This is a genomic window from Nonomuraea soli (assembly GCF_013761175.1).
GTDB lineage: Bacteria > Actinomycetota > Actinomycetes > Streptosporangiales > Streptosporangiaceae > Nonomuraea > Nonomuraea soli.
This window is the reverse complement of sequence record NZ_JACDUR010000012.1, coordinates 1-13,543: the sequence shown is the minus strand read 5'-3', so window position 1 is coordinate 13,543 and position 13,543 is coordinate 1. Positions and strand designations below refer to the sequence as shown.

Genomic DNA, 13,543 nt, shown 5'->3' with positions numbered 1-13,543 from the left:
GGGTGGCATGAGTGAGCCCAGCGCGTCCGCGAGCATCGAGATCTCCGCGCCGCCGGAGAGGATCTACGAGCTCATCACCGATCTGGCCCGGGTGGGCGAGTGGAATGCCGAGTGTGTCGGCGGGAAGTGGCTCGGCGAGGTCAAGTGGGCCGAGCCGGGTGCACGGTTCGTGGGGAGCAACCGTAACGGCGCTCGCCGCTGGCGTACGCACAACACGGTCACGGCGGCCGAGCCGGGCCGGGTCTTCTCGTATCACACGAGGGCGGCCGGTGTGCTCGACGTCGCGATCTGGCGGTGGGAGCTGACGCCGAGCGGCGACGGGTGCCGGGTCGAGCACATGACGTGGGACACCAGGGGCGCGTTCATGCGCGTCGTCGGCGGGCTGGTGACGAACGTGCCGGATCGTGCGACGCACAACGGTGTCAACATCCGCAAGACGCTCGCGGCGCTGAAGCAGCACGCGGAGCGCGCGTGAAGGCGGTCGTCTGCGAGGAGCTGGGCTCGGTCGTGCTCAGGGAGGTGCCCGATCCCGTCGCGGGACCCGGCCAGGTGGTGGTCAGGGTCGAGGCGGCCGGGGTCAACTACGTCGACGGCCTGATCGTCAGGGGCGCCTACCAGCTCAGGCCGCCGTTGCCGTTCACGCCGGGCAGTGAGGTGGCGGGCCGGCTCGACGACGGCACCAGGGTGCTGGCCTTCTGCATGTTCGGCGGGTTCGCCGAGCAGGTCGTCGTCCATCGGGACCAGGCCGTGCGCGTGCCCGACCGGATCGACTCCGCCAGGGCCGCCGGGTTCGTCCAGAGCTACTGCACCGCGGCCTACGCGCTCAGGCGCAGGGCCAGGATGGAGCCGGGGGAGCGCGTGCTGGTGCTCGGCGCCGGCGGCGGGGTGGGCCTGGCCGCGATCCAGCTGGCCAAGGCGTACGGCGGGCAGGTCCTGGCGGCGGCCTCGACGCCGGAGAAGCGGAAGCTCGCCGCCCAGGCGGGCGCGGACGAGACGATCGGCTACGAGGAGCTGAAGCAGGCGGCGCGCGGTTTCGGGGTGGACATCACGGTCGACCCGATCGGCGGCGAGTTGTCGGAGCAGGCTCTGAGGGGGATGCGCGAAGGCGGGCGGCTGCTGGTCATCGGTTTCGCGGGAGGCGCGATTCCCCGCCTGCCCGCCAACCAGGTGCTGCTGCGCAACCGCTCGGTGGTCGGCGTCGACTGGGGCGCGTGGGCTGTCACCCACGCCGGGGAGAACCGGGCCCTGCTGGAGGAGCTGCTGCTCCTCGACGGCCTGGACCCGGTGGCTCCGGAGACCAGGCCGCTCGCCGGTGCGGGGCAGGCGATGGACGACCTGATCGGCAGGCGGATCACTGGGAAGCTCGTGCTCGTCCCTTCATCGTGAGGGTGACGATGCCGGCGATCAGGTAGACCAGGGCGCCTCGCCACAGCGAGTCCCAGGCCGCGCCGAAGATGCCCTCGTTGTCGATGATGAGCTGCACCGGGTACTCCAGGATCGCGGTGATCCCGGCGGGCAGCAGGGCGAACTTCCACGGGTGGCGCAGCGCCCACATCCGCGCCTGGCGGGTGGTGCGGTCGCCGACCTCGGGGTTGGCCACCGCGCCGATGGAGGCGACGAGGGCGAAGAGGCTGATGCCGAGTCCGAGCGCCCAGGTGAGGCTGGGGGAGCCGGGCAGCACCCAGCCCATGAACAGACTGATGCCCGCGATGCCGCCGCCCGCGATGGCGGCGGCCTTCCAAGGGGCGCCACGGAGTGCGGCGCCGGACAGCGAGAGTTCTTCACTCCGAGAGATTTCGTTCATGTCCTCAGAGTGCACGTCAACCACCTGAGTACACATCGGGGACGGACCCTGATTGTTGTCTCGGGGATGCCCGAGGCTGGATCTTCACCCCCCGGCCGCCCTGGCATCATGGAGCCGTGATCGAGCAGCTCATGGCCCATGAAGGCGACCGTTTGAAGGCGATCAGGCTTCGCGCGTTGCAGGAGGCGCCCGACGCCTTCTTCCGTACGTTCGAGGAGGAGCGCGACTACTCGGACGACCGCTGGACCGAAAGCCTGAAAAATCCGGAACTGGTGTGGTTCATCGCCTCCCTCGACGCCACCGACGTGGGCCTCGTGGGCGGACGCATCGAGAACGGCAGCGTCATGGTCTTCTCCATGTGGGTCGCCCCCGAGGCCAGGGGCAAGGGCATCGCCTCCGTGCTGATCGACATGGTCGTCGACTGGGCCCGCGCCCAGAAGGCCGAGCAGGTCGAGTTGTGGGCGGTCGACTCCAACCACGGCGCCCTGGAGCTCTACCGCCGCAAGGGCTTCCTGCCGAGCGGCGAGACCGCCCTGATGCGCGACCTGCTGCCCGAGTCCCACTACGTCCGCTCGCTGCTCTTCCGCACCGCCAAGCTCGACGACCTGTCGGCCATCGTCGCCCTGATCGCCGACGACTCCATCGCCGCCGCCAGGACCGGTCAGTACGGCGAGGTGCACGAGCGTGCCTTCCACGCGATCGAGTCCGACCCCAACAACGAGCTCGTCGTGGCCGAGATCGACGGCGAGATCGTCGGCACCGCCCAGCTCACCTACATCCCGGGCGTCTCACGCAACGGCGCGACCAGGCTGCAGGTGGAGGCGGTGCGCGTCGCCACGCACCTGCGCGGCCGCGGCCTGGGCCGCAAGATGATGGAGTGGTGCCACGCCAAGGGCAGGGCGCGCGCCTGCGTGATGGTCCAGCTCACCTCGGACAAGGCGCGGTCCGACGCGCACCGCTTCTACGAGGGACTCGGCTACGCCCGCTCCCACGAGGGTTTCAAGCTCACGCTGGACTGATCTCCACCCGGTTGTCGTGGTAGAGCGCGCCGCGCCCCAGGTCGGCGTCCTTCTCCTGGACGACGGCGTTGGGGTTGGAGCCCCCGCTGAGCTTGGGCCAGCGGCCCTTGGGGGAGGCCACCACGCCGGGCGCCACCCGGTCGCTGATCTCGACGACGGCCTCGAAGCCGCCCCGGTCGTTGTGGATCCGCACCCGTTGCCCCGCGGCCAGCCCGCGAGAGGCGGCGTCGGCCGCGTTGACCAGCACCGCAGGGTCCTTGGCCCGGCGCAGCAGCTCGGGGTTGTTGCCGAAGGTGGTGTTCAGGAAGGTGTGGGCCGCCGGGGTGATCAGGGTCAGGGGGTACGGCGAGGCGTCGGACAACCAGCTCGGCGGCACGTAGGCCTTGCCCGCCGAGGGGAAGCGCATCCGCCCGGTGGAGGTCGGGAATCCCTCGGCGAAGGGGACGAACGGCTCCGGGTAGCTCATCCGCACCCAGCCCTCCTTGCGCAGCCGGTCGACGGTGATGCCCCGCAGCGAGGGGTGGTCGCCCTGCAGCAGGTCCTCGGCCAGCTCCAGGTCGGAGGCGTACAACGAGGGCTCGTCCAGGCCCATGTGGGCCGCGAGGCGGCGGAAGGTCTCCGTGGTCGACAGGCACTCGCCGGGCGGCGCGACGGCGGGCTCGTTCCACAGCAGGTACATGTGGCCGTATCCGGCGTGCAGGTCCATGTGCTCGATCTGCATGGTGGCAGGCAGCACGATGTCGGCGTAGTCGACGGTGTCGGTGGGGAACTGCTCCATCACCACCGTGAACAGGTCGTCGCGCAGCAGCCCCTGGCGGATGCGCTCGGAGTCGGAGGTGGAGCCGACGGGGTTGGCGCCGTAGACCCACAGGCACTTGACCTTCTCCAGGTCGGAGGCCAGGCGGGTCATCGTCAGCGTGCGGACCGGCTTGTCGAGCAGGTCGTCGCGGGTGTCGATGGTGAGCTTCACGTGGCCGCTGGTGGAGTAGGCCACGCCGCCGCCCTGGTGGCGCCAGTCGCCGGTCACGGCGGGGATCGCGGCGATGGTCCGCATCGCCGTACCTCCACCGGCGTGACGCTGGATGCCCATCGTCGCCCGGATGGCGGTCGGGCGGGTACGGGCCAGGCGGGTCCCCAGGCTGTGGATGACGTCGGCGGGGATACCGGTGATCTCCGCCGCCACCTCGACGGGATACTTCGCGATCTCTGCCGAGAAGTCGTCCCAGCCGCTCGTGAAGCTCTCCACGTACTCCGCGTCCACGGCGCCTTCAGCGACCACCACGTTGAGCAGGCCGAGCGCCAGCGCCGCGTCGGTGCCTGGGCGGATCGCCAGGTGCTCGTCAGCCTGGTCGGCGGTCCGGGTGCGGATCGGGTCGATCGCCACGACGTGCGCGCCCTGGGCCCGCGCGTCCTGGATGAACTTCCACAGGTGGTGGCCGGAGGTCAGCGTGTTCGTGCCCCAGAGCAGGATCAGCTTGGCGTGCGCGAAGTCCTCGGGGTCCATGCCGCCGGGGGTGCCGTTGGCGAGTGTCAGCCCGGAGTTGCCGGCCGACGAGCAGATGTTGAGCCAGTGCTTCGACGCGCCCAGCACGTTCCAGAACCTGCGGCCCGCCACGCCCTCGCAGCCTTGAAGGTAGCCGAGCGACCCGGTGCCGTTGTAGGGCCAGATGGCCTCGCCGCCGAACTCCTCGACGATGCCGCGAAGCCGTACGGAGATCTCTTCGAGAGCCTCGTCCCAGCTGATGCGCTCGAACTGCCCCGAACCCTTCGGCCCGGTACGGCGGAGCGGATGCAGGATGCGGTCGCCCGCCGCGGCGTGCTCCAGGTAGCGGTTGACCTTCACGCACAGCGCGCCGCGGGTGTAGGGGTGCTCGGGGTTGCCCCGCATCTTGACGGCCTTGCCGTCGTCGACGCTGACGATCCAGGAGCAGGTGTCCGGACAGTCGAGGGGGCAGGCCCCGAGCACATTCAGCATGAACTCAGCCTAAATCAGCTGGCCGAGCGAGCCGCCTCCACATCCGCGCTGTGCGAGTGGCCCGTCGACGCCGACCGTGCCGCGACCGGGACCTCGTGAGGCTTGCCCGGCTGGTGGATCGCGTCGAGCTTCTCGATGCTGAAGGCGTAGGTGCCGGTCAGCTGGGCGATCGCGTCGGTGTTGACGTCGAGAGCGGTGTCGCTGATGTTCTTGATGTCGTCGCAGGCCTGGTGGTAGCAGGGGTCGTAGCGGCCGTTGAGCACGCCGCCGTACTTGGCGACCTCGGCGGCGGTCTTGCGGCCCTCGGCCCCGGTGAACAGGCCGCCCGCGGCGATGCCGACCTCGATGAACGGCCCGTAGTCCGAGCGTCCGCTGAAGTCGGTGCCCTGGAAGGGCAGGCCGCGCGAGGTGTAGTAGGCCTCGTACTCCTTCTCGATCAGGTCGGAGCCGAACGGTCCAGGACCGGCTCCCACGGCGTCGGAGTCGTCGCCGTCGTAGATCCCGAACATGTAGTTCGGCGAGGCGATCATGTCGTAGTTGAGGTAGAGCCCGATGTTGTTGCGCTCGGCCTCGGGCAGGTTCGTGACGTAGTGCTCGGCTCCGAGGAGACCGAACTCCTCCCCGCCCCAGAAGGCGAAGCGCACGGCGTTCTTCGGCTTGTACTTGGCCAGCTTCAGCGCGGTCTCCAGGATGCCGGAGACGCCGGAGCCGTTGTCGTTGATGCCGGGGCCCTCGGCGACGGAGTCGAGGTGACCGCCGACCATGACCACGTTGTCCTTGCGCCCGCCGCGGGTCTCGGCGATGACGTTGGACGACTGGAAGGTGCGCACCTCGGTGCCGCCCTCGAAGGTGAACTTGACCGTCGCGCCGCCGGCCACCTTGGACAGCGCCTCGCCGGCGTAGAACTCCAGGCCCACGACCGGGATGCTGACCTGGCCGCCGAGGTCGGGGATGATGATCCCGTCACGGCCCGGCTGGCCCTCGTTCATGATCGCGGCACCGGCGGCGCCCGCTGCGATGGCGTTGGCGACCTTGACCGAGAAGTTGCAGGTGCCGCGCTGCATGAGCGCCCAGTTGCCGGGCGTGAAGCCGGCGAAGTCGGCGGCCTCGCAGCCGGAGCTGGAGGTGTTGGCGACCGGACCCGGCGGGATCACCAGGTCGACGTTCTGCAGCTTGCCGGTGAACGTGCCCTCGGCGGAGCCGGCGGCCGGATACCAGTCGAGCAGCAGGGCGAGGGTCTTGGCCGTCGGCGCGGTCTGCTCGAAGACCGGCGTGGTGACGAATTCCTCGCTCTCGAAGGTGAACGGCTGGACCGTGACGTCGTATCCGGCCAGCTTCAGCAGCGTGGAGACGTACTTGACGGACTGTTCGTAGCCCTTGGTGCCGTCGACGCGGGTGTTGCCGTTGGCTTTGGCTATCAGGTTGAGCGCGTGCAGGTGCAGCTTCGCGTGGCTGCCCTTGACCTCCCTCACCAGTTTGGCGACGTCGTTGTTGCCGCCCCGGTCGGCCTGGGCTGGCCCGGCCATGGGAATGAGCACGGCTAACGCGGCAAGTGCCGCGCCTGCCTTCCAGCGGTGTTTCATCGGACCTCTCCGGCGGGTGTCGTCGGGATGTGTCGTATGCGCGAAAGTATTGAGAATTCAGCTATTTGAGGAGATCTGTCCGGGTCTCTCTTGAGTCACGAAAGACGAACGAGCCGACGGATCGCGCTCTCCAGAGCCTCGGCGCAGATGCGCAGCGCCTTGCGGTTGACGTTCTCCAACGTGTCGCAGGCGCGGTGGTAGCAGCGGTCCTGCGGCTGCCCGGCCTTGCCGCCGAACTTCTTGGCCTCCGCCTCGCTCTTGGTCTCCTCGGCGCCGGTGAACAGGCCGCCCGCGGGGATGCCCGCCGCGATGAACGGCCCGTAATCCGAGCGGCCGGTGAAGTCGGAGTCCTGGTACGGCAGGCCCTTGCGCTTGAAGTACTCCTGGAAGGCCCGCTCGATCTCGGCCGACCCCTTGGGACCTGCTCCGGCGCCCGTGCGCGCGGAGTCGTCGCCGTCGTAGATGCCGAACGTGTAGTTGTCCGAGCCGACCATGTCGAGGTTCAGGTAGCCGGTGATCCGCTCGCGCTCCTCATCCGTCAGGTTCAGCACGTAGTGCGTCGAGCCGAGCAGCCCCTCCTCCTCCGCGCCCCAGAAGGCGAAGCGCAGCCCGCGCTTCGGCTTGCTCTGCGCCATCCGCAACGCCACCTCCAGGACCGTCGCGGCGCCGGTCCCGTTGTCGTTGATGCCGGGACCCTCCTTCACCGAGTCGAGGTGGGCGCCGACCATGAGCACGTCGTCGGAGGCGCCCGCCCCGGTCTGGGCGATCACGTTGTGGGTGACACGCTCCTCGCTGACCGTCGAGGTCGCCACGCGCACACGCGGCAACCTGGCCAGCTTCTCGCCGGCCGCGCGTCCCACGCCCACCACCGGGATACGCTGCGGCGTCTCCAGGCTCCCCAGGAAGACCCCCTTGGTGCGGTTGGCGACGACCACCGCGGCGGCTCCCGCGCGCGTGGCGTTGACCACCTTCACCTTGAACGTGCACGCCCCGCGCTCGACCAGCGCGATCTTGCCGGGCTCGAAACCGTCGAAGTCGGCGGGCATGCAGCCGTCGCCCACCCGCCGCGGCTCCGCCGTCACGTCGCCGGAGCCGGAGAACATGAAGGTCACGACCTTCGGAAAAGGCTTCTTACCGACCAGCACCGGAGGGGCCACTTCGCGGTAGAACGGAAAGGTGAAAGGCTGCTGTTCCACCTTGTACCCCGCCTGCTGGAGGCGAGTGGCAACATAAGCCGCGGAAGCGTCGTAGCCGGGCTCGCCGGCGGCACGGTTGCCGCCGTGCGCGTAGGCGATCGCCTGGAAGGCCTGGAGGTGATCCATCACATTGTCGACGGAGATTCCGGGCGTGGCCACAGCGAGCGCCAGCATCGCGTGAGTGATCATGTGTAGAGCTTGGGCATAAGCGGGGCCGAGACCTGGTAGGGCACGGCAGACCTGGTTGACTCCTTACCCGGCTCCATGACGTGAGTGACGGTTGAGGACACTGGAGTCGGAAGAATCCGAAGAAGGGGCAGAATCGCGTCAGTGGCCAATATCAGGGAAGCTGAAGACACGGAGGATCTCGTAGAGGAGGATCCAGCCGTGGCTGAGGCGCGCGACGAGCCCGCCGTGTTCGTCGTCGAGCCGCTGTTCCCGCAGCGCCTGCGGCGGCCGTCCGACGCTCTGCGCTTCCTGGCGACGCTGCTGGCCCTCGTCGCGGTCATCCTGCTCTCGCTCGTGGCGAAGCAGACGCTCAACGGCCTGGAGCAGGACATCCAGACCGGCACCGAGTACGTCCCCAGCCTGCTGTCGCGGCTGGCCACCTTCCTCGGAGGCGCCGCGGTGCTGGCCGTGCCCGCCGCCTTCGCGGTCGAGCGGGTCTTCCACCGCGACGGCCTGCGCGTGGCGGAAGGCCTGATCGCCGCCATCATCGGCATGGTCGGCTCCTACCTGGTCGGCGTCTGGGTGGAATCGCCCGGCGGACCGGAGGACCTGGGCAACCTGCTCACCGGCGGCGGCCGCCTCGACGCGCTCAACGCCCTGCTGACCTCGGTCATCGCCTACGCGACAGCCGTACGGATCAACCGGCGGCCCACCTGGCGCGCGATCCTGTGGACCGTCGTCGCGCTCTTCCTGCTGTCGCTGTTCAGCGGCCGGCAGATCACGATCCCCAGCGCCCTGGTGACCGTGCTGTTCGGCATGGCCATCGGCTACGCCACCCTGTACGGCATCGGCAGCCCGAACACCCGCCCCCCGGGCAACGCGGTGCTGGCGACGCTGCGCAGGCTGTCGTTCCAGCCCGTCTCCGCGCGCCGCATCGAGGACGACCACCAGGGCAGCCGCCGCTACTCCGTCGGGCTGCGCGGCGGCTCCACCCTCGACGTCACCGTGCTCGACCGCGACCAGCAGGTCGCCGGCCTGCCGTACAGGCTGTGGCGCCGCATCTGGATGGCCACGGAGACCCGCCGCCGCGCCATCCGCTCGCTGCGCGCCGAATTGGAGCGCGAGGCGCTCATGGCCTACGCCGCCTCCGCCGCGGGCGTGTCGACGCCCCGCCTGCTGGCCACCAGCGAGATCGGCACCGAGGCGGCGCTCCTGGCCTACGAGCACCTCGAGACCCGGCGGCTCGACGACCTCGACGACGCCGAGGTCACCGATGCACTCCTGGTCAAGGTCTGGAAGCAGCTCAAACTGCTGCAACGCCAGCGGCTGGCCCACCGCCGGCTGACCGGCGACAGCATCCAGGTCGACGCCGGCGGCAACGTCGTGTTCGGCGACGCGCGCAGCGGCGAGATCGCCGCGGGTGACCTGCTGCTGCGCATCGACGTCGCCCAGCTGCTGACCTCGACGGCCCTGCGGGTCGGCGCCGAGCGCTCGGTGAACGTGGCCGCCTCGGTGATGGGTGACGCCACGCTGGCCGGCGCGCTGCCGCTGCTGCAGAAGATCGCGCTCATCCGCGAGACCAGGGGAGCGCTGAAGAAGAACAAGCAGCTGCTGACCGAGCTGCGTGACCGCATCGTGGAGCGCAAGCCGCAGGCCGAGGCGGAGGAGGTGCGGCTGGAGCGGTTCCGGCCACGCACCCTCATCACCATCATCGCCAGCGCCTTCGCGGCCTACGTGGTGCTGTCGCAGATCACCCAGGTCGACCTGGGACTCGTCGTCACCACGGCGAACTGGTGGTGGGGGGCGCTGGCGCTGGGCGCCTCCGTCATCTCCTTCGTCGCCGCCACGTTCGTGATCAGAGGGTTCGTCCCCGCCGGGCTGCCGTTCGGGCGGACCATGCTGGTGCAGTTCGCCTCGTCGTTCGTGAAGCTGGTCGCGCCCGCCGCCGTGGGCGGCATCGCCATCAACACCCGCTACCTGCAAAAGCGCGGCGTGCCCTCGACCCTCGCCCTGGCCAGCGTCGGCGCCTCGCAGCTCATCGGCCTGGTCTTCCACATCGGGCTGCTGCTGCTGTTCGCCTACATTACCGGCTCGAACACCGCCAGCTCGTTCACCCCGTCGCGCACCCTGGTCGTGGTGCTGCTGATCGTCGCGGTGCTGATCGTGGTGGTGCTCGGCGTGCCCCCGCTGCGGCGGCTGGTCACCGGACGGCTGCGCTCGCTGTTCTCCAACGTGCTGCCGCGCCTGCTCGACGTGCTGCAGTCACCCGCCAAGATGCTGGAGGGCTTCGGCGGCACGCTGCTGCTCACCATCGCCTTCGTCGTGTGCCTCGACGCCTGCGTGCGGGCCTTCGGCGGGGAGATCAGCTTCACCGCGGTGGCCGTGGTCTTCCTGACGGCCAACGCGATCGGCTCGGCCGCGCCCACACCGGGTGGTCTGGGCGCGGTCGAGGTGGCGCTGATCGCCGGCCTCCGGGTCGCCGGGGTGCTCGACCCCGTCGCGACCTCGGCGGTGCTGCTCTACCGGCTGCTCACCTTCTGGCTGCCGGTGTTGCCCGGCTGGGCGTCCTTCACCTATTTGCAGAGGAAGCAGGCCCTGTGAGCTCGTCGATGGCGGCCAGCTCGTCGTCGGTGAACGGCGGGCCGTCCACCATCGCCACGTTGGCCTCCAGCTGAGCCGTGCTGCTCGCGCCGATCAGCACGCTGGTCACCCGCGGGTCGCGCAGCGCCCAGCTGAGCGCCATCTGCGCCAGCGACTGGCCGCGCTGCTCGGCGATCTTGTTCAGGCCGCCCGCCAGCTCGCGGTTGACCTGCTCCTCGCTGAGGAACCTGCTGGTCGCCGCCCGCGAGTCGTCGGGCACGCCCTTCAGGTACCGGTCGGTCAGCAGCCCCTGCTGCAGCGGGGAGTAGACGATGCAGCCCATGCCCTCCTGCTCAAGCGTGTCGAGCAGGCCGCCCTCGATGTGACGGTTGACCATCGAGTACGACGGCTGGTGGATGAGCAGCGGCGTGCCCAGCTCCCGCATGATCCGCGCCGCCTGGGCCGTCTGCTCGGGGCTGTAGTTGGACACGCCCGCGTACAGCGCCTTGCCGCTGCGCACCGCGTGGTCCAGCGCACCCATCGTCTCCTCGAGCGGGGTGTCGGGGTCGGGGCGGTGACTGTAGAAGATGTCGACGTAGTCGAGCCGCATGCGCTTCAGCGACTGCTCCAGGCTGGCCAGGACGTACTTCCTGCTGCCCCACTCGCCATAGGGACCCGGCCACATGTCGTAGCCGGCCTTGGTGCTGACGATCAGCTCGTCGCGGTACCTCAGGAAGTCCTGCTGGAAGATGGTGCCGAAGTTCGCCTCCGCCGAGCCGTACGGCACGCCGTAGTTGTTGGCCAGGTCGAAGTGGGTGACACCCAGGTCGAAGGCCTTGCGCAGGATCGCCCGGCTCGTGGCGACCGGTCGGTCGTCGCCGAAGTTGTGCCACAGGCCCAGGCTGACCGCGGGCAGCTTCAGCCCGCTGCGCCCGCTGCGGTTGTACGGCTGGCGTTCGTACCTGGCACCGGCCGCCTCGTAGGCGGTCAGGCCTCCGGGTGGTGGCTTCATGCGCCGGTTCCCCTCTCGATGATCCACGACAGCGCGAAGGCCTCCTCGCGCCACGCGTCGTAGCGCCCGCTGCGACCGCCGTGACCCGCTCCCATCTCGGTCTTGAGCAGGAACGGCCCGCCGTGGGCGAGCGTGCGCAGCCGCGCGATCCACTTGGCGGGCTCGTGGTAGAGCACGCGGGTGTCGTTGAGGCTGGTGATGGCCAGGATCGGCGGATACGCCTTGGCCTCGACGTTCTCGTAGGGGGAGTAGGACTTCATGTAGGCGTACACGTCGGCGTTGTGCAGCGGGTCGCCCCACTCGTCCCACTCGATCACCGTCAGCGGCAGCGACGGGTCGAGGATGGTGTTGAGCGCGTCGACGAAGGGCACCTCCGCGACGACCCCGGCGAACTGCTCGGGGGCCAGGTTCGTGACCGCGCCCATGAGCAGGCCGCCCGCGCTCCCGCCTCGGGCGATCACTCGGGTGTCGCGCTGCGCCTTGAGGTGCTTCGCGGCGGCGACGAAGTCGGTGAAGGTGTTCTTCTTGTGCAGGAGCTTGCCCTGCTCGTACCACCGGCGGCCCATCTCGCCGCCGCCGCGCACGTGGGCGACGGCGAAGGTGAAGCCCCGGTCCAGGAGGCTGAGGCGGGGCACGGAGAAGCTCGGGTCGATCGAGGTCTCGTAGCTGCCGTAGCCGTACAGCAGGGTCGGGCCGCCCTCGGGCGCGTCCTTGCGGCTCACGATCGAGATCGGCACCTTCGTGCCGTCGTCGGCGGTCGCCCAGTCGCGGCGCTGCACGTAGTCGGACGGGTCGTAGCCGCCGAGGACCGGGCGCTGCTTGAGGAGGATGAGCTCCCCGGTCGCCAGGTCGTAGTCGTAGACGCTCGGTGGAGTGACCATGCTGGTGTAGCCGAGGCGCAGGCGGTTGGTGGTGAACTCCGGGTTCCCGGCGGGCGCGACGTCGTAGAGCGGTTCGGGGAACTCGATCTCGTATGGCTCGGCGCCGTTGGGCAGGATGCGCAGGCCCGTCAGGCCGTTCTTGCGGAAGTGCACGACGGCGTGGCCGCTGAAGGCGTCGATCTCCAGCAGGCGCGTGTTCTCGTCGTGGGGGATGTGCGGCGTCCAGGTGCCCGGGTCGTCGAGCGGGGCGGTGGCGAGCTCGAAGTTCTCGGCGTTCTGGTTGTGCAGGACGTAGAAGTGGTCGCCCGCGTGCTCGACGCCGTACTCCACTCCCGTCTCGCGGGGGCGCACGACCTGGAACTCGCCCGACGGGTTCGAGGCGTCGAGGAGGTGGACCTCGCTGGTGATCTTGCTGCCGATGCCCAGCACCAGGTACTTCTCGCTGCGGGTCAGGCCGATGCCGAGCCAGAAACGTTCGTCGCTCTCCTCGTAGACCAGCACGTCCTCGCTGCTGCCGAGCGTGTGGCGGTAGAGCTGGTAGGGACGCCACGCGTCGTCGACGCGCGTGTAGAAGAACGCGGAACCGTCGGCCGACCAGGTCCCTCCGTAGAAGACGTCCTCGATCTCGTCGGGGAGCTCCTCGCCGGTCTCCAGGTTCTTGAACTTCAGGGTGAAGCGCTCGGCGCCCTTGTAGTCGGTGGAGTAGGCCAGCATCGTGCCGTCGGGGGTGATGGAGCTGGTGCCGACGGAGAAGAAGTCGCTGTCGCCGGCCAGCGCGTTGCCGTCGAGGATGACCTGCTCGTCGGGGAAGGACTTGCCCGCCTCGACCTGGGGAGGCGTGTCGCCGTCGGCCCTGAGCCGGCAGGAGACGGCGTACTGCTTGCCCTCCTCCGTGCGGGTGAAGTACCACCAGCCGTTCTTGCGGCTCGGGACCGACAGGTCCGTCTCCAGCGTGCGGCTCTTGATCTCCTGGAAGATCTGTTCCTGCAGGTCGGCCAGGTGGCCGGTCTCTCCCTTGAGGTAGGCGTTCTCCGCCTCCAGATAGGCGACCGTGTCGGGGTCTTCCTTGTTGCCCAGCCATGCGAATTCGTCGATGACGGTGTCGCCGTGGTGGGTGCGCTCGGTGGGTATCTGCTTGGCCTCAGGCGGCGTGTTGCTGCTCACATGGCGAGTCTAGGAGGCGGTGATTCGCTAGAGTCTTGCTCGGCAGTGTGTCTCGAGCAGTCTCGGGCGCTGCTAATCTTTCTAAGCCGACGTCGTGCGGCGCAACTCCCTTCCCTTGGTGGTGGCGGTGCTGCGCGTGTGGCGGTGGCTCCCTCAGACTC

General features: G+C 69.4%; 10 protein-coding genes. 4 read left to right on the top strand and 6 right to left on the bottom strand.

Annotated elements, in window-relative coordinates; all coding sequences use genetic code 11:
- Nucleotides 1-7 precede the first annotated feature (7 nt).
- Together HNR30_RS44255 and HNR30_RS44250 are read left to right on the top strand one after the other, a co-directional pair.
- Entirely contained in the window at nt 8-475 is a 468-nt protein-coding gene (locus tag HNR30_RS44255; RefSeq protein ID WP_181616239.1) for an SRPBCC family protein, read from the top strand.
- On the top strand, nt 472-1,386 hold the full coding sequence (locus tag HNR30_RS44250; RefSeq protein WP_181616238.1) for an NADPH:quinone oxidoreductase family protein: 915 nt from the start codon (nt 472-474) through the stop codon (nt 1,384-1,386). The genes HNR30_RS44255 and HNR30_RS44250 overlap by 4 nt, the downstream gene beginning before the upstream one ends.
- Here the strand turns inward: HNR30_RS44250 and HNR30_RS44245 are convergent.
- Nucleotides 1,352-1,804, bottom strand: coding sequence for a hypothetical protein (locus HNR30_RS44245; RefSeq protein ID WP_181616237.1), 453 nt, complete (start codon nt 1,802-1,804; stop codon nt 1,352-1,354). The two genes, HNR30_RS44250 and HNR30_RS44245, sit on opposite strands and share 35 nt — an antisense overlap.
- 116 nt (nt 1,805-1,920) lie before the next feature.
- Here HNR30_RS44245 and HNR30_RS50540 point away from each other — a divergent pair, with 116 nt between their 5' ends.
- The gene (locus HNR30_RS50540) at nt 1,921-2,823 is read left to right on the top strand and encodes a GNAT family N-acetyltransferase (protein WP_181616236.1); all 903 of its coding nucleotides are present in this window, start codon (nt 1,921-1,923) and stop codon (nt 2,821-2,823) included.
- Here HNR30_RS50540 and HNR30_RS44235 read toward each other — a convergent pair.
- The 3 genes from HNR30_RS44235 to HNR30_RS44225 form a co-directional block, all read right to left on the bottom strand.
- The gene (locus tag HNR30_RS44235; protein WP_181616235.1) at nt 2,810-4,798 is read right to left on the bottom strand and encodes a molybdopterin-containing oxidoreductase family protein; all 1,989 of its coding nucleotides are present in this window, start codon (nt 4,796-4,798) and stop codon (nt 2,810-2,812) included. The genes HNR30_RS50540 and HNR30_RS44235 overlap by 14 nt on opposite strands.
- Before the next feature lie 14 nt (nt 4,799-4,812).
- Nucleotides 4,813-6,381 carry a M28 family metallopeptidase gene (locus HNR30_RS44230; RefSeq protein ID WP_181616234.1) on the bottom strand — a complete coding sequence of 523 codons (1,569 nt, stop codon included), beginning with the start codon at nt 6,379-6,381 and terminating at the stop codon, nt 4,813-4,815.
- Between the two features lie 95 nt (nt 6,382-6,476).
- Nucleotides 6,477-7,766, bottom strand: a complete 1,290-nt coding sequence (locus tag HNR30_RS44225; RefSeq protein WP_181616233.1) for a M28 family metallopeptidase — start codon at nt 7,764-7,766, stop codon at nt 6,477-6,479.
- Between the two features lie 198 nt (nt 7,767-7,964).
- Here HNR30_RS44225 and HNR30_RS44220 point away from each other — a divergent pair, with 198 nt between their 5' ends.
- On the top strand, nt 7,965-10,346 hold the full coding sequence (locus HNR30_RS44220) for a lysylphosphatidylglycerol synthase transmembrane domain-containing protein (protein ID WP_181616232.1): 2,382 nt from the start codon (nt 7,965-7,967) through the stop codon (nt 10,344-10,346).
- Here HNR30_RS44220 and mgrA read toward each other — a convergent pair.
- Together mgrA and HNR30_RS50535 are read right to left on the bottom strand one after the other, a co-directional pair.
- A complete protein-coding gene (gene mgrA / locus HNR30_RS44215; protein WP_181616231.1) occupies nt 10,315-11,337 on the bottom strand; it encodes an L-glyceraldehyde 3-phosphate reductase in 1,023 nt (340 codons plus the stop codon). The genes HNR30_RS44220 and mgrA overlap by 32 nt on opposite strands.
- Complete coding sequence (locus HNR30_RS50535) at nt 11,334-13,382, bottom strand: S9 family peptidase (RefSeq protein WP_181616230.1); 2,049 nt, start codon at nt 13,380-13,382, stop codon at nt 11,334-11,336. The genes mgrA and HNR30_RS50535 overlap by 4 nt, the downstream gene beginning before the upstream one ends.
- Nucleotides 13,383-13,543 lie beyond the last annotated feature (161 nt).